16 protein-coding genes and 1 tRNA gene are annotated in these 15765 nt (G+C 68.2%); 6 read left to right on the plus strand and 11 right to left on the minus strand.

The features are described from left to right. Nucleotides 1-62: 62 nt before the first annotated feature. A complete protein-coding gene (locus HUW46_RS19155; protein ID WP_215548574.1) occupies nt 63-809 on the plus strand; it encodes a FadR/GntR family transcriptional regulator in 747 nt (248 codons plus the stop codon). Between the two features lie 113 nt (nt 810-922). On the opposite strand, the gene HUW46_RS48920 is transcribed toward HUW46_RS19155, so the two are convergent. The 3 genes from HUW46_RS48920 to HUW46_RS19170 all read right to left on the minus strand — a co-directional run bounded on the left by HUW46_RS48920 (nt 923) and on the right by HUW46_RS19170 (nt 3606). Further along, a complete protein-coding gene (locus HUW46_RS48920) occupies nt 923-1258 on the minus strand; it encodes a DUF397 domain-containing protein (RefSeq protein WP_215548575.1) in 336 nt (111 codons plus the stop codon). Then, the gene (locus HUW46_RS19165) at nt 1189-2085 is read right to left on the minus strand and encodes a helix-turn-helix domain-containing protein (protein WP_215548576.1); all 897 of its coding nucleotides are present in this window, start codon (nt 2083-2085) and stop codon (nt 1189-1191) included. The genes HUW46_RS48920 and HUW46_RS19165 overlap by 70 nt, the downstream gene beginning before the upstream one ends. 93 nt (nt 2086-2178) lie before the next feature. Then, nucleotides 2179-3606 carry an MFS transporter gene (locus HUW46_RS19170; protein ID WP_215548577.1) on the minus strand — a complete coding sequence of 476 codons (1428 nt, stop codon included), beginning with the start codon at nt 3604-3606 and terminating at the stop codon, nt 2179-2181. 81 nt (nt 3607-3687) lie between these two features. On the opposite strand from HUW46_RS19170, the gene HUW46_RS19175 reads away from it, so the two are divergent. Beyond that, a complete protein-coding gene (locus HUW46_RS19175; protein ID WP_215548578.1) occupies nt 3688-4212 on the plus strand; it encodes a TetR/AcrR family transcriptional regulator in 525 nt (174 codons plus the stop codon). 29 nt (nt 4213-4241) lie between these two features. Further along, complete coding sequence (locus HUW46_RS19180) at nt 4242-5258, plus strand: patatin-like phospholipase family protein (protein ID WP_215548579.1); 1017 nt, start codon at nt 4242-4244, stop codon at nt 5256-5258. On the opposite strand, the gene HUW46_RS19185 is transcribed toward HUW46_RS19180, so the two are convergent. Next, nucleotides 5244-6296, minus strand: coding sequence for a trans-sulfuration enzyme family protein (locus HUW46_RS19185; RefSeq protein ID WP_215548580.1), 1053 nt, complete (start codon nt 6294-6296; stop codon nt 5244-5246). The two genes, HUW46_RS19180 and HUW46_RS19185, sit on opposite strands and share 15 nt — an antisense overlap. Nucleotides 6297-6347: 51 nt before the next feature. After that, complete coding sequence (locus HUW46_RS19190) at nt 6348-9083, minus strand: penicillin acylase family protein (protein WP_215548581.1); 2736 nt, start codon at nt 9081-9083, stop codon at nt 6348-6350. Nucleotides 9084-9252: 169 nt separating this feature from the next. On the opposite strand from HUW46_RS19190, the gene HUW46_RS19195 reads away from it, so the two are divergent. Continuing rightward, nucleotides 9253-9927 (plus strand): hypothetical protein, encoded by a 675-nt coding sequence (locus HUW46_RS19195; RefSeq protein WP_215548582.1) that lies wholly within the window; start codon nt 9253-9255, stop codon nt 9925-9927. 61 nt (nt 9928-9988) lie between these two features. Beyond that, entirely contained in the window at nt 9989-10363 is a 375-nt protein-coding gene (locus tag HUW46_RS19200) for an FKBP-type peptidyl-prolyl cis-trans isomerase (RefSeq protein WP_215548583.1), read from the plus strand. 251 nt (nt 10364-10614) lie between these two features. On the opposite strand, the gene HUW46_RS19205 is transcribed toward HUW46_RS19200, so the two are convergent. From HUW46_RS19205 to HUW46_RS19230, 6 genes are all read right to left on the minus strand, one after another. Next, on the minus strand, nt 10615-11082 hold the full coding sequence (locus HUW46_RS19205) for a hypothetical protein (protein WP_215548584.1): 468 nt from the start codon (nt 11080-11082) through the stop codon (nt 10615-10617). After that, nucleotides 11079-11690 carry a hypothetical protein gene (locus HUW46_RS19210; RefSeq protein WP_215548585.1) on the minus strand — a complete coding sequence of 204 codons (612 nt, stop codon included), beginning with the start codon at nt 11688-11690 and terminating at the stop codon, nt 11079-11081. Before HUW46_RS19210 ends, HUW46_RS19205 begins: the two co-directional genes overlap by 4 nt. Beyond that, nucleotides 11687-12304 carry a hypothetical protein gene (locus HUW46_RS19215; RefSeq protein WP_215548586.1) on the minus strand — a complete coding sequence of 206 codons (618 nt, stop codon included), beginning with the start codon at nt 12302-12304 and terminating at the stop codon, nt 11687-11689. The genes HUW46_RS19210 and HUW46_RS19215 overlap by 4 nt, the downstream gene beginning before the upstream one ends. Continuing rightward, nucleotides 12292-13674: a putative T7SS-secreted protein gene (locus HUW46_RS19220; RefSeq protein WP_215548587.1), complete on the minus strand. Its 1383-nt coding sequence runs from the start codon at nt 13672-13674 to the stop codon at nt 12292-12294. The genes HUW46_RS19215 and HUW46_RS19220 overlap by 13 nt, the downstream gene beginning before the upstream one ends. After that, nucleotides 13671-14042 carry a hypothetical protein gene (locus HUW46_RS19225; RefSeq protein ID WP_215548588.1) on the minus strand — a complete coding sequence of 124 codons (372 nt, stop codon included), beginning with the start codon at nt 14040-14042 and terminating at the stop codon, nt 13671-13673. Before HUW46_RS19225 ends, HUW46_RS19220 begins: the two co-directional genes overlap by 4 nt. Nucleotides 14043-14307: 265 nt before the next feature. Beyond that, a tRNA-Leu gene (locus tag HUW46_RS19230) sits at nt 14308-14390 on the minus strand. A 126-nt stretch (nt 14391-14516) separates the two neighbouring features. On the opposite strand from HUW46_RS19230, the gene HUW46_RS19235 reads away from it, so the two are divergent. Further along, nucleotides 14517-15740, plus strand: a complete 1224-nt coding sequence (locus HUW46_RS19235; protein WP_215548589.1) for a DUF3662 and FHA domain-containing protein — start codon at nt 14517-14519, stop codon at nt 15738-15740. The last annotated feature ends 25 nt before the right edge of the window (nt 15741-15765 follow it).

The raw sequence follows: 15765 nt of genomic DNA on the forward strand, positions 1-15765 counted from the left end.
GCAATCCAGAGGTTGGCACCACGCAGACCAATAATCAAGGGCGAGCAAGGGGGTGTCCACGGGTGGAATTCGAGCCGGTGACCCCGGTCCGCGCCTACGAGCGGGTGGTCGAGCAGATCGAGGACGCGGTGCTGTCCGGGCGCATTTTGCCTGGTGAGAGGCTATCCAGCGAGCGGGATCTGATGGTCCAGTTCGGGGTCAGCCGGTCCACCGTGCGCGAGGCGCTGCGGGTGCTGCAGGCCGCACAAATCGTCCGTTCGCGGCCCGGCGACCCCCGCGGACCCGAGGTGCTCGCGGCCTCGCCCGCCGCTTTGCACAAGTCCGTGCGGCACCTGACGCGCGCGCGGCACATGGGTCTCGGCGAGGTGCTGCAGTTCCGGATGCTGCTCGAAGGATCCGCGTACCTGCTCGCCGCTTCGTTGCGGACGGACGCTCAACTCGACGAGATGGCGGCCGCGCTGGAAGCCATGCGCGCGGATCTCGGCACGAGCGAGTTCAGCCGTGCCGACGTCGCCTTCCACGACGCCGTCGCCCGCGCGACCGGCAACCCGATGATCGTGGTGTGCAGCGAAGTCGTGCGGGACGTGGTGCTCGAACTCATCGAGGACAAACTCGTGCACGCGGACGACCGCCACGCGCTGATGCGGTCCTCGCTCGCGCACCACACCGAGGTGCTGGCCGCCGTGCGCGACGGGGATGGCGCGCTTGCCTGTCGGCTCGGCAGGCAAGCGCTGTACGACTACTACGCGGATTACGTGCCGGAAGAAGGGCGCGCGAAGCTCCGTCCGCTACTCGGCGCCGAGTCCTGACCGCTCGCGATCTCGTGGCGGCGCTGTTTGCGATGCCCCGAAAGTGACTTGCGGGGCATCTAGCACTTTGAGGACGTTGGGCTCGCTCGCCGCGAGGGCCGAATTCGTGGCGCTCAAGTCCCCGAAGGTGGCCTTCGGGGCATGAGCAGCCCCGCCCGCGAGGGCCGCGAGGGCCGCGAAAGTGGCGTTAGATTCCCCGAAGGTGACCTTCGGGGCATGCGGCTGCGGTGAGGAAGGCTTGCCAGGCGGCGGCGGGGGGGGCACGGTGGGTGGCCTGCTCGGGGCGCCTTCGAGTCCCGTACTGCCGCGCCCGCGCTGACCTCGGCGACCTCGACACAGTTTTGGCCGTTCACATTGCTGTAGGAGCTGTTGCGCCAGGTCAGGCCGAAGGTGGACTTGAGTGGGCGGCCTCCTCGTGATCGTAGGTGGCTGCCAGGTCGGTCAGCCATGCCCGCGATTCGTCCTCATCGAGTGCGGCGTTTTCGAGCTTGCCGAGGATGGTGCGGTGTGTGATCACATCGCTGGGGACTTCCAGGAAAGTGCCACCGCAGATGCCTTCCGCGTAGACGATCGAGGGGTACTTGTCGTAGTCCATGACTCGAAAGCTGTTGTACGCGTTGAAAGGTCCGGCCGAGTCGAGAACCACGCGCACGGCGCAACGGGGATGGGCACCGGTGAGCAGGAGGTACAGCATCTGCTCGTGCATGAGCTGGGAGTCGCCGACTACCGTGCGGAGCGCGTGCTCCCCCAGGAAGAACAGGAATCGCGGCGGCGTGGATCGCTGGAAAAGACTCTGCCGAGCCATTCGTGCTCGTACCCGCAGTTCGACATTGTCCGGCGTGAGCAGCCCGCCCCAGCGCATCAGAGTTTCCGCGTAGTTCTCCGTTTGCAGAAGTCCGGGCACCACATTGGATTCGTATTCGGTGATTACGGTCGCGAGGCTCTCCTGCGCGGTCAAAGATCTGAGTTCCGCCTTCAGGCTCGGTTCGCAGGAGCGTAGCCCATCCGTGTAGTCCGGTTCCGCTGCCCGCTTCAGCAGCCAGTTGTAGTCGTCCTGGTCCACCGGGCCGCAGCCGCCGAGGTACCTCGCGACGTCGGTGGCCGACGGCGGCCGCGCCCCGCTCTCGATGAACGACAGGGTCGCATGCGACCAGCCCAGCTTCCTGCCGAGTTCGCGGATCGACATGTGCGCCGCCTCGCGGCGCTTCCTGAGTTCCGCGCCCACTTCGCGTGCCCGCACGCCGTGCGGCCGCTGTGCCCCTGGCTTCCTGCCCATGCGCTCACGCTATGGCGTCGAAACTCTTACGGACAGGCACATTCCCGGGTTTCACCGCAAAGTACGTAAGTGGTTCGAAGCTGCAACACCCCGCTACTCGGCGCCCAGGCCCAGTTCGGCCAATGCGAGCGATTCCTGGTCGAGTTCGCGAAGTGGACGGTCCGGCACGAGGAAGGTGACCACGAAGATCACCGCGCCCAGCGCGGCCGCGGTGAGGAAGACGGTGGTCATCGCGGTGACCGTCACGGCGGGCTCTGTCGAGCCGCCGGTCCGCCCGGCGAAGATCGCCCCGAACACGGCCGCGCCGAGTGAGCCGCCGAGGGTGCGGAAGAACGTGGTCGACGCCGTCGCGACGCCGAGGTCCTCCGCCCGCGCCGAATTCTGCACCCCCAGCACGAACATCTGCTGCATCAGCCCGGCCCCGACGCCGACGAGCAGCGCGTACGCCCGCACGGTCCCGATCGAGGTGTCGACGTCCAAAGTGGACAGAAGAACCATGCCGAGGGTGGCGATCGGCGCGCCGACCAGGACGAACGGCCGGAACCGGCCGAGTTTGGTCGCCAGCAGCCCGGCGACGGTGGACGCGGCGACCATGCCGAGCGAGAGCGGCAGCAGGCTGAGACCCGCCTGCGTCGGCGTGACGCCCTGCGCCAACTGCACGTACACGGTGAGGTAGACGAGGACGCCGGTGACCGCGAGCCCGAGCAGCAGGCTGCCCGCGTTTAGCCCGCTAAACGTCCTGTCGCGGAACAGGCGCATCGGCAGGATCGGCTCCGCCGCGCGAAGTTCCCACCAGACGAAGGCACCGAGCACCACGACACCACCGGCGTCGAGCCAGACCGAGCTTCGCTGCGCGCCGAGCAGGAGCGCGCACACCCCGGCGACGAGCAACGCGGCACCGATGAGGTCGAGGCTCCGGCGGGCGGCGCGCTTCGACCGGGGCAGCGACATCGCGTTGACCAGGATCGCGAGGAGGCCGAGCGGGATGTTCAGCGCGAACACGGCGTGCCAGTCGAGTACCAGGCCGAACATCCGGTGGCCGTCCGCGAAGAAACCGCCGACGACCGGGCCGAGCAGCGCCGAGCTGGCGAACACCGCACCGAACCCGCCCTGGTACTTGCCGCGGTCGCGCGGCGGCACGAGATCGGCGAGCACCGCGAACGTGGCCGTCACCAGCGCACCACCACCGACGCCCTGGATGCCGCGCATGACCGCGAGCATCGCCAGGTTCCCGGACAGAACGGCACCGAGCGAGCCCGCGACGAACAACCCCATCGCACCGAGGTAGGTGGCTTTGCGGCCGTAGAGATCGGCGATCTTGCCGGACAGCGGCATCGCGGCCGTGGAGGCCAGCAGGTACGTGGTCACCAGCCAGCCCGCGTCCCCCGGCCCGGCGCCGAGGTCCCGGACGATCGACAGCGACAGCGTGGTGACCACCATCTGGTCGATCGCCGAGACGAACATCCCGGCGAGCAGCGCGACGAACACGGTGGCGAACCGGCCCTTCGACAGTTCCCCCATGACCTCTCCTTACTAATCGATCGATAAGTAGCCGCCATGGTAGCCTACTGATCGATTGATAAGTCGAGGCCGGAGGAGACGATGAGCGACACCCGCACGAAGGTGCTCGACGCGGCCATCGAGCTGTTCTCCGAAACGGGCTACGACAAGGCGTCCATCCGCGCGCTCGGCGAACGGCTCGGCGTCACCTCGGCGGCGCTCTACTACCACTTCCGCAACAAGCAGGAGATCCTGACCGCGCTCGCTGAGCGCGTGTGCGCGGACGTCGAAGCGCTCGCGGACAAGGCCGACGCGGAATCCGATCTGGAGACACGGCGTCGCCTCGTGCTCGACGGGTACCTGGCGATCGTCAGCGAGCACCGGCGCGTGATGGCCGTGCTCGAAGCGAGCATCGCCACGCTGCGCACGCTCGACGTCGGCGCCCGCAGCGCTCGCGCGATGGATCGGCTCGCCGCGCAGCTCGGCGCCGAACACCGCGTACGCGCCGTCGCCGCGCTCGGCATCCTCACCACGGTCCCCGTCCAGCTACCGAGCGCGCTGCGGGCACCAGGCAGGGCGCAGCTGCTCGCCGCCGCTCTCGGCGCACTGGAACACCCCGTGCCGTAACGTGTTTTCGCACGAGTGGAAGGGGTGGCATGACCGGATCCATCGGGCTCTGCCTGTCGGGCGGCGGGTACCGGGCGATGCTCTTCCACACCGGGACGCTGTGGCGGCTCAACGAACTCGGCTGGCTCTCCCGGCTCGACCGCGTGTCCAGTGTGTCGGGCGGCTCGATTGCCGCGGGTGCGCTCGCGAAGGCGTGGCCGTCGCTGAAGTTCACCGACGGCATCGCGGTGAACCTGGGTGCGGAAGTCGTTACGCCACTTCGGAAACTCGCGAGCACCGGGCTCGATGTCGGGGTGGTCGTGCGCGGGCTGCTCCGCCCGTGGCGCAGCGTCGGCGAGGAGCTGGCGACGGCCTACGCGCGCCACCTCTTCGGTGACCTCCACCTGACCGACATCACCACCGACGGGCCGTCGTTCATCTTCACCGCGACCGATTTGTGCGACGGTTCGCAGTGGTGGTTCGCGCGCCAGCCCGGCGTCACGCTCGCCACCGCGGTCGCCGCGTCATCGGCATTCCCGCCGTTCCTGTCCCCCGTGGTCACCCCGGATCCGCGGCCGGACCGCGACGGGAAGACGGTGCTCAGCGACGCGGGCGTGTTCGACAACCTCGGCCTCGACGCCGTCGTCGGGCAGTGTGAAACGGTGCTGGTGAGCGACGCCGGGAAGCGGATGAGGAGCCTTCGCACGGTCAGCCGGATCTGGATCCACCAGATGCTGCGGGTGTCGAACGTGACCGACAACCAGGTGCGCGAACTGCGCACCGGATCCCTCTTGAAGTCCTATGTGGACGGTGAATTTTCCGGCGCCTACTGGGGCAGCTACAGCGATATCGAGAACTTCAAGCTCGCAAACGCGCTGAGGGCGCCGCACGAGCACACGAAGAAGCTCGCGGAGACCCCGACGCGGCTGACGCGCTTCCCGTCGCTCCTGCAGGAACGGCTCATCAACTGGGGTTACGCGGTGTGCGACGCGGCCATGCGGCGGCACGTCGACCCGGACGCGAAAACACCCGCGAAGTTCCCGTTCCCCGGCTCAGGCGTCGGCTGAGAGCGCGCGCTCCAGATCGCGCCACAGGTCGTCGGGATCTTCCAGCCCGACGCTGAACCGGATCAGCCCCGGCGGCACGTGCCGGTCGCCTTCCATCGTCGCGCGCCGTTCGACCAGGCTTTCCACCCCACCGAGGCTGGTCGCGTGCCGGATCAGCGCCAGCGACGCGCACACCTTGTCGGCGGTTTCCGCGTCGGGGAGTTCGAGGCCGATCATGATGCCCTCGCCGGGATACCGCACCCGCGTCACCGCGGGGTGCGCGGCAAGGAGGTCCGCCAGTTTCGCGGCCGTGGCGGTCTGTTCGGCGAGCCGCACCGGCAATGTGCGCAGGCCGCGCAACGCGAGCCACGCCTCCAGCGCGCCGGGTGTGGCCCCGTTGCGGGAACGGGAATCCCGCAGTTGCTTCGCGAGTTCCTCGTCGGCGGCGACCGTGACGCCGAGCAGCAGGTCGCTGTGCCCGCCGATCAGTTTTGTGGCGCTGTGCACGACGACGTCGGCGCCGAGCTTCAGCGGCTGCCGCCCCAATGGGGTGGCGAAGGTGTTGTCCACGACCACGCGCGCCGTCCGGCCGGGCGCGCCGGTGACCGCGCCGATGTCGATCAGGTCGAGCGTCGGGTTCGTCGGCGACTCCAGCCACACCAGGTCGGCTTCGCGCGCCGCAGCCAGCCAGCCGTCGGTGTTGCCCGGAGGGATCTCCGACACGACCAAACGGCCACGCTCGTGTTCGTGCGCCAGCAGGCCGCGGCTCCCGGCGTAGCTGAACGTCGGCACCGCGACCTTCGCGCCGAGCGGCAGCACGTCGACGATCGCGGCCAGCGTGGCGATCCCCGATGCGAACGCCGTCGCGTGGCCGCCTTCAAGCGCGCCGATCGCTTCTTCGAACGCTTCCCAGGTCGGCGTGCCGTTCTGCCTGGCGTAGACCCGTTCCGTCCCGGCGCCGTAGGTGCTCGCCGCGACGAGCGGGGTGTTCAGCGGTTCGCCCGGCCCGTGCGGGCGGCCCGCGACGATCGCCAGCGTGCGAGGGGAGAGTTCGTCCACCCGGCCACGGTAAACCGAACCCACCCCTCGCACGTAGTTCGAAAACTCACATCACCGGTGCGACGGGTACTCGACCACCTGCTGGAACGTCGGCCGGTTCTGCGTGCTGATCTTGTCCTGCGTGATCCCGCCGAGCGGCCGGTGGATGATCGCGTCGGCGCACCACTGGTCACCGGCCTTGCAGTCGCCGTCACCCGGGTACACCTCGGCGATCGGCTGCGCGGCCGCCTTGGTCAGCGAGTCCACCAGCGCCTGGCGGCACTGGCCGAGATCGCCGCCGCCGCAGAACTTCGCGCCCATCGGGCCCGCGACCGGCGCGCCGAGCACCGACCGGATGTCCTTCGACAGGTACCCCCACCAGCCGTGCTGGTAGGCCGAGCCCGCGTGCGGCTGCCCAAGGTGCTTGCCCGGCACCTCCTGCTGCCAGCCCGACGGGGTTTCGTTGATCGGCAGCACAGTTGTCATCGCCCCGAACGCCGCGTCACCGAGGCTGGGTTTGAACGTGGCGTTCACCAGGAACGGCCACCACGCGTCCATGATCTTGATCGCGTCCGCGTCGGCGTAGGACTTGCTGCCTTGCTTGGTTTCCGCGCGCTGTCCGCCGCGAGCCGCCCACACCTTGAGCTTCGTGACGGCGTCGGCCGCGGGGCCGGTCACCGGCGCGCTCTCGATGACCTTCAGCAGGTCCGGCAACACCTTCTCGGCACGGAGATCGGCCAGCGACGCGTCCGCCATCGCCTGCGTCAGGTTGACCCTGGTCACCGGCGTGTTCGAGGAGATGAGCCGCTTCACCCTGCTGTCGAGCAGATCACCGCGGTGCACCGCCGACTTGTCCGCCCCGCCCGAGGCGTACCCGTCGGCCTGCGCGTTGTTCCAGCTGATGTAGTAGTCCTGGTTGACCGACTGCGGGTGCTGCGCGGCCGGGGTGTAGGCGGCGGTGTTGCCGTCGGGATTCCAGTTCTGCCAGTCGAAACCGGCATCCGCCTTGACCGGCATCGCCGGGTCGACGTTCGGGTTGCGCACCGGGTTCGCGCCCGAGTTGAAGTACGCGGTGTCCTTCGAGTCGGCGTAGAACCAGTTGAACGTGTAGTTGACCGCGCTCGCCGCGCGCTGGAAGTCCTGCGCGGACTTGATCGCGTCGGGGTCGTTGAACTGCTGGAATCCGAGCACGGAGTCGATCTCGTGGAAGTAGCTCGACCGCAGCGAGGCGTACGCGACCGGTTTGCCGTCCACCGTCGCGCGATGCGTCACCGGGCCGTACTTCGTGCGGTAGCTGCGCAGGGTGTAGGACCCTTCCGCGGTGCCGTCGGCGACGGTGGGCTTCCAGGAATCCTTGCGCTCCACGGTGTCCATCGGCAGGCACTGCCCGCGGAACCGGTAGTAGTTCGAGTCCTTCGTCGCGGGTTTCCCGGTCGGGTCGCACAGTTCGAGCGCGTAGGTGTCGGTGATGTCCTGCGACGCCGAGGTCGCGCTCCACGAGTAGTCCTGGCCGCGGCCGAGCAGCACGTAGAAGCTGAGCCCGGCGAACGACGCGCCGCGCGAGCTGATGCCCGGCCCCTGCAGTTCCTGCAGCATCAGCAGCTGGGGTGCGAAGTACCCGGTCTGCGGGCCGAACACGGCGACCGGGTGCCCGCTCGCGGTGTGCTTCCCGGACACCACGAGCGCGTTCGACATGCCGCGGTGCTCGGCCTGGCTCGGCACCGCTTGTGAAGCGGCGGAGTCCTTCGCGGACCCCGTCGGGTCGAACACGAGTTGCTGGCCGGTGACCGAGCCCTTGTCCGGCAGCGCGGCGCCCTGTGGCGACGCGGGCGTGTTGGCGTAGGGGAACTTTTGGCCGTCGTGCAGGGTTTTCACGGCTTCCGGATCGTTCTCGGCGCGGAAGCTCTGCCACACCTTCTCGCCCTGCTCGACGCCGTAGCGCTCCTGCATGGCGAGCTTCGCGACCGCGTTCTGCACCTCGCCACCACCGCCCCCGCCGAACTGCGCGCCGACCACCGAAGCCAGCACCACGAGATCGGTCAGCTTGAACGGCTCGATCGTGCCCGCGTTCGTGATCGCGTCGACGTGCCCGGTGAGCACGTACTCGCCGGGGAAGTAGCGGCCGTCGTGGGACTGCTTGACGTACTGGTTGATTCCGTCCAAATAGGACTGAGCGTCCTTCAGCGCCTGCACGCCGCGTGGGCCGGTCGCAGCGGCCGCGTCGATCTGCTGCTGCAGTTCCTGCTCGGTGTACGGCGCGGCCGAGAAGAACTGCTGCTCGAGATCGCGGTTGCCCTTCGCACCGCCCGCGAACGAGGTCAGCTGCCCGCGGCCGACGTGGCGCATCACGTCCATCAGCCACAGCCGGTCCTGCGCCGCGGCGTATCCGGCGCCGAACTCGGTGCCCTCGCGCGTGGTGCCCTGGATGTGCGGCACGCCGGTCGCCTTGTCGCGCGTGATCGTCACGTCCGAGCGCGGTTTCGCGGTGCTCTCCACCTGGCCCGCCGGCACCCCGAAGGACGAGTCGTTGAAGAACTTGCCGATGGTGTCGGTGGTCAGGCCCTGGTAGTTCGACGGCAGCGCCGCGTACTTGCCGAGCTGATCGGCCGCGTGCGCCGGCCGGGTGCCCAGCGTCTTGTGCAGGAGGATGTCCGCCAGCGTGGCGTTCCCGTTCTGCCCCGGCGGCAGGATGTCGTTGCACTGGTTGCCGCAGAAGTCGATCTGCGGTGCGGCAACCACGGGAGGAGCGGCCGCGAGCGCGCCCCCGATGACGGTCGCGGTGACGAGTGCCGTTATGCGTCGTCGCATGCGGAGCGTCCCTCCGTGCTCGAATGGTGACCGGCCGCACGTTACCGATCAGTACGAGCATTGTGAAGAGTATTCGCATTCAGCTCGTTCTGATGGAGTAAGCCCTGCGTACGGCCGCGTCACGGTAGCGTCATCACCCGATTGCACCAATCGGCCATAAGGACGTCTCGTGACCTACCCGCCCAACCAGGGACCGTACGGCCAGCAGCCCGGTGGCTACCCGTACCAGCAGGGCCAATTCCCCGCCCAGTACCCGGGCCAGCCCCCGGTCGGGCCACCGCCGAAGAAGAACAAGACCGGGCTGATCATCGGGCTGAGCGCGCTCGGCCTGGTGGTGGTCGTCGGCGCGGTGCTCGCCATCGTGCTCACCAACGGCAGCGATGAGAAGGCCGCGGCGCCCCCGCCCTCGTCGAGCGCGGTCGCCCCGCCGCCTTCCTCGTCGGCCCCGTCGACCGGACCTTCCTCCGCCTCGGCACCGTCCGGCGGTGGCGTCCCGGCCGCGGACACCGCGCCGCTGGAAATCCTCGCCACGCACATCCAGTCGAACCTCAACCAGAAGAACGTCGACGGACTCCTGATCAAGGTGTGCAAGCCGTCGGAGAACAAGGAGAAGGCGCGCCAAGACGTGCTCAAGAAGATCCCGGCGATGGATCCGGCCAGCCCGGACCACCAGCGCGTCTGGTACTTCGGCCTCGGCGTGCCGTCGAAGGCGTCGGGCACGAGCTACCAGATCTCGTTCCAGGGCTCGTACACCGACGCGGCGACTACCCCGATCTCGGTGGTCTTCCGCGCCTACGTCGAAGGCGGCAGGGCGACCTGGTGCGGTGTCGGTACTGGTGGCTGAGCACGCGCGCGAACCGGTGAACGACTAACGTCCCGCGGTAACCACCAGGAAGGAACAGCGAATGGCACTGGAAAAGCCCGTAGTAGACCGGCCGGACGGCCCGGCCCCCGCCGAGCTGACCGTCACCGACATCAGCGTCGGCGACGGCACCGAAGCCGCCAAGGGCAAGACCGTGTCCGTGCACTACGTCGGCGTCTCGTACTCCACCGGCGAGCAGTTCGACGCCTCGTGGGACCGCGGCGAACCGCTGCGCTTCCCGCTCGGCGCCGGGCACGTCATCCCCGGCTGGGACCAGGGCGTCGCGGGCATGAAGGTCGGCGGCCGGCGCAAGCTCGTCATCCCGCCGCACCTCGCCTACGGCGACCGCGGCGCGGGCGGCGTCATCAAACCGGGTGAAACCCTGGTCTTCGTCGTCGACCTGGTCAACGTCAGCTGACTTTCCCGCGGTAGCCCCGGGATGCCGCCCGGGGCTACCGGCGCCAGGTCGTTGGGGGACGATGGTGCTGCCGATCAGCCTGCCCCGGCCGGTGGCCGTGTAGGCAGAGGCCGAACTGCGGAGGCGCTGGCGGCGGGTCTGGCCGTGGCTCGCCCTGATGTGGGTCGCGATACCGGTGGCCTCGATGGCCCCATCGGTCGTGGCGACTGTCCGGTTGGCCAACCAATCCGTGAGCGGGTGGACGGCCGCGCTCACGATCGGCGCGCTGCTCGCGGACATCGCGGTGTTCTTGCTGTGGTGGCGAGGGCGCGGCCGGTGCGCAGTTGCGCGACGAGGCCAGCGCGCAAATCCCGTTTCGCTGTTCGGGTGGGTGCGCACACCTGCCGGGGCACGGGCACTATTTCACTGGTCACGTCCGCTTCCGCCGGCACGAACTCGACCACGTCGAACTGCCAGCCCGCTCGGCGCGCGGATGGTTGCACCAGCAGCCGGATCGGCCTGGCGAGCAGCTTCGCCAAATACTCCATAGTGGACACAAGAAGCACGAGCCCGGCGACGAGCGCTCCGAAGACGAGCACGACCAGGTCCGCGATATCACCACCGAGGCCGTCTGCTGGCAGGAAATCGCGTGCCCTGCCGAAGGGGACCCACCGTCGAGAACCTCGCCACCGGGGTTTTCCGACCACCCAGATTCCACCGCTGGCGTCGACCACGGTCATGCCGGTACGGGTTCGGTTTCCCACTCGAAGGTTTCGAAGAGCCCCTCGGCCATGTCCTTGACGTGGGCCCAGTCCTCGGTGTTGTTGCTCGTCACGGCGACGCCCATGACGACACCGGGACCGGGGACCCATGCGGTGACCGAGTGCTCGGTCAGCTCGACGTCGTGGTCGTCGATCTTCGCCTGGTTCGCGCTCGTGTTCTCGGCGACGACCGCGGGACCCGCGGGCAGCTCCACGATCCGCACCTCACCGTTCGCCGTGTTGCGGTGCACCTCGTCCAGCCCGGCGATCGCGACCTCCGTGGACTCGTGCTCGGACTCCATCGGAAAGCAGCTGACGAGGGCCATGATCGGCCGCGCTTCCACTTCGGGTGAACGGAAGAATCCCGCTGCCGTGTAACAGGATCCACCGGCTTCGGCCGCGGCGGCGGTGGTCGCGAGCATGACCGTGGTTTCGGCGAGGCCCTGGTCGATCTCCGCCTCCGGGTCCATCCCGAACCGCTGGGCGATTTCGGCGGCCAGCGCTCGGAAGCCTTCTTCGTCGAGTTCGCCGGTCGGCAGTTCGATGAACCCCTCCGGCAGGAACAAGGAAAACCTCTGTTCACTCATGAAGGACCTCCCGCGAACTTTCGGGTCTGACGCAACGCGATCGCGCATTCTGCCGAATCCAGGTACAAACTCGCCCTGGCCACGCGGGGCCACGAGAAATGGATCTCGTGGTGGAGATCGGTATTCACGGAGATCGCGGCGCTGCCATCGGTGCACGCCCAGATCGGTTCCTCCGCGACACCGGGCGCGGCCCCCTTCACGAATGCGGCGCGGCCCTGAGCGAGCACGAGCCATCCGCCATGCCGCCCTCGTCTCAGCGCGTCGATGAGACCCGTCGCCGAGCTGATCTCGGCCATCCCGAGCACTCGGACGGTCCCCGGCTTGACCGTCTCCTTGTCATCCAACGCGGGAAGGTTGATCCCCACCTCCGAGAGGAGGGACGCGATCAGGACGTAGACCGCGAAGAACGGCAGGCACAGCGTCCACGCGACTTTGCCCGCAACACTGAGCACCCCGAGGTTCGATCTCCCTGGATAGTCCAGCCGGAAACGCCGAGTCCGAAAGAAGATCGCCGCGGTCGGCGTTCTCCACACTTGGGCGAACTGCCGCTCGAGTTCCGCGCGGACAGACTCTCTTCCCGGAAGGTTTTCCCCATTAGGACTCATGGCTTCCAACCAGTTTTATCCTCGATAAACTTCTTGGCGTGGTCGCCTGCGAAATCGGCCGCCTCTCCGATGGCCAACTTCTTACCGCTTTCGACAGCCGCACCCGTGACGATTCCAGCCGTGGAGAACGGGTTGACGTCCACCAACGGAAGCTTGTTGGCAAGCCCGACCGCTTTCATGTGGCTATAGCGGGCCGCCTGTTCGATTGCCTCCTTCGGTGCCTCCTTGAGCGCTTGTCTGGTGATGGGCTCCACGATGTGCCCGGTCGTTTTCACGACATCTCCAGCACCATCCACGACCTTGGAACTGTAGGAGGCGACCTCCATCCCGACACCCGGGATCTTCGAGGCGATCCCCCCGAGTTTGGCCGACTTCGCAGTCAGTTTTGCCATCCCGCCTGCTTTCGCCGCCTGGGTGACCGCGTTCTTCGCACCAGCCACGGTTTTCCCACCGGGGATCACGCCGACGGCGTCCATCGCGATGGAGCCCCAGGAAACGTCGGCACCCGCGGCTTTCGCCAACAGCTTCGTACCTGCCGCCGCCGCGCTGACGCCCGCGGCGGCCGCGGCGGTGACCGCGTTGACACCGGGGATCCACGAAGTGGCCAACGCGACCACGCCGAGGACGTTGCCGATGGTGGAGAGCACGTCGCCGATCTTGGCGATGACGTCGGCGTGGTCCTTGACCCATTTCCACGCCTTGCCCGCGAGATCCTTGATGCCGTCGACCATTTTGCCGATGGCGTTGCCGATCTTTTCGAGCATGCCCGGTTCTTCGGGCGCTTCGTCCTTCGCGCGGCGGAGGGCGGCGGCTACTTGGCTCGCGAGGTCGAGGTGCTGTTCGTGCAGGCGTTTCGCGGCGTCGCGGATGGCGTCCAGGTCGCCTTGTGCCTTCGTCAGCTGCTGCCGCGCAGTGCCGAGGGCCTGCTCGGCTTCTTGGAGCTGGGCCGGGTCCTCGAAGGTTTGCCCTGCCAGCTTCAGGTTCGGGTTTCCCTGCGCCCTGGTGACCTGTGCCTGCGCGGCGGCGGCCTGCTGTTCGAACTCGGCGGCCTGCCGTTGCATGGTGCCGAGGTCCTCGGCCCACTTTCCCAGGGTCCGGGAGGCGTCGGCGAGTGACGTGTGCGCCTTGTTCAGGTAGTCCGGCACTTCGCCGACGGTGCCCTTGAACGCCTGCGCGCCGTCGCCTTCCCAGAAGCCGTCGGAGCGGTTCAGCTTGGTCAGGTCGTCGTGCGCGATGCCAATGTCGGTGGCGACCTTGCCGAGTGTGGTGGCGACCTCGGTGACGGTGCCGACGACGCCGGGCGCCGGGTCGAAGCCGAGCGCCGGATAAACGCCGCTCTGCACGGGAGCGGCTTCGTCGAGCACGCGGTCCCAGCTCATGCCAGCCCGTCCAAGCGGTCCGCGATGGCCGACCGCTTCCCCGTGTCCGGCGCGGGCGGTGGAGCCGCTCCGGAGCCGCCGGTCTTGCGGAGCGAGTCGGCGACCTTGTCGTCCATCTCCTGGTACAGCTTCTTGGCCGCGGACAGCGCCTCGACCATTGCGCCGGAGAACTCGGCGATCTTGCCGATGCCGTACTCCCAGCGGTCCTGGAAGTCGCGGCCAGCCGCGTCGATCTCGCGGCTGCCCATGTCACAGGGTGACGAATCCCCCAGCGCCTTGTTCGCGCTCGTCATGCGTTCCTTGGCCTGGCCGAGCGTGGTGATGAGCGACCCCATCTCCGCCAGCCCGACGCGATATCCCCCACTCATGCGCGCTCCCCACGCTCACGTCATGCACCGTAACCGTGCACCCCCGCGAGCGTAACCAAATCCCACCCCTTGTCCGCCCCCCGCGAACACACCACCCAAAAGCACCAACGAAAAGATGGTCCAAACAACCAAAATCCAGTACCCACCCGCGCACAAACCCGCGACCGCAAAGATCGCCTACCTACAGCCCGGGGGGTGTGGGGGGTCGTCCCCCCACTGCGAATCAAGACAACGGGAGCGGGGACCGAAGGCCCCGCGACTAGGGTGGGCGAGGAGGGAGTTGAACCCTCACGTCCTTTCGGACACACGGACCTGAACCGTGCGCGTCTGCCATTCCGCCACTCGCCCGAGCAACTGCGACAGCCAGAGAAGAGTATCAGGCCGCTCGAACGGGTTTCACGGACCCCGCTGTCGAACGGTCCGTACCCAGATAGGATCGGTGTCGAGCAGGCGAGTAAGGAGGAGTGTGACCCCGTGGGCCGCGTTGAGCGCTTCGACAGGCGCCTTGAGCACCTGGTGGGTAACACCTTCGCCCGGATGTTCGGCGGCAACGTCGTCACTCAGGAAGTGGCACAGGCGTTGGAACGGGAGAGTGAGGACAATGTTCGTGAGCTGGCCGGTGGCCGTCAGCTCGCCCCGAATCACTACATCGTGTCCTTGGGGCAGGCTGATCACGACCGGATGGCCGGTGACGAACAGCGCGTCACCCGTGTGCTCGCCGAAGCGGTGGCGCAGCATCTCGCCGAGCACGGTTGGGACACCTATGGTGACGTCGTAGTTTCGCTCGAGCGCAACGAGGCGCTGCATACTGGACAGTTCAAGACCCGCTCGTCCGTCGATCCCGACGTCAGCGCGCATGACGCCGGGAGGAACGGACGATCAGCACCACCCAGCGACGCAGGAGACCGAGCAATGAGCCAGCCCCCCGGCTACGGCCAATACGACCAGGGCGACCCGTACGGCCAGCAGGGCCAGTACGGCTACGGACAGGGTCAGCCCGGTTACGACCAGGGCTACCAGCAGGGCGGCCAGCAGCCTGGCTACGACCAGTACGGCGGGCAGCAGCCAGGGTATGACCAGTACGGCGGCCAGCAGGGTGGCTACGACCAGGGCTACCAGCAGCCCGGCGGCTATGACCAGGGCTACCAGCAGCCGGGCGGCCAACCCGGCTACGACCAGGGCTACCAACAGCCCGGCGGGTACGACCAGGGCTACCAGCAGCCCGGCGGCCAGCCCGGCTACGACCAGGGCTACCAACAGCCCGGCGGCTATGACCAGGGCTACCAGCAGCCCGGCGGGTACGACCAGGGCTACCAGCAGCCGGGCGGGTACGCGCCTCCCGCGGCGCCGGACCCGTACGCGCAGCAGCAGCCCGGGTTCGCCCCGCCTCCCGCTGGTGGTGGCCGTCAGCTCGCGGCGACGCTGCAGCTCGACGACGGGTCGAACCGCAGCTACTCGCTGAAGCAGGGCGGCAACGTGGTCGGCCGCGGCCAGGACGCGGACTTCCGCCTCCCGGACACCGGGGTTTCCCGCAGGCACCTGGAGATCACCTGGGACGGCCAGAGCGCGACGCTGGCGGACATCGGCTCGACGAACGGCACCACGGTCAACGGCACCCCGGTGCAGACCTGGCAGCTCGCCGACGGTGACGTGATCAGGGTCGGCCACTCGTCGCTGGTCTTCCGCACCCAGGGCTGATCGACAACCACGCGTTTGGCCCAAG

It is taken from the genome of Amycolatopsis sp. CA-230715 (assembly GCF_018736145.1).
Classification (GTDB): domain Bacteria; phylum Actinomycetota; class Actinomycetes; order Mycobacteriales; family Pseudonocardiaceae; genus Amycolatopsis.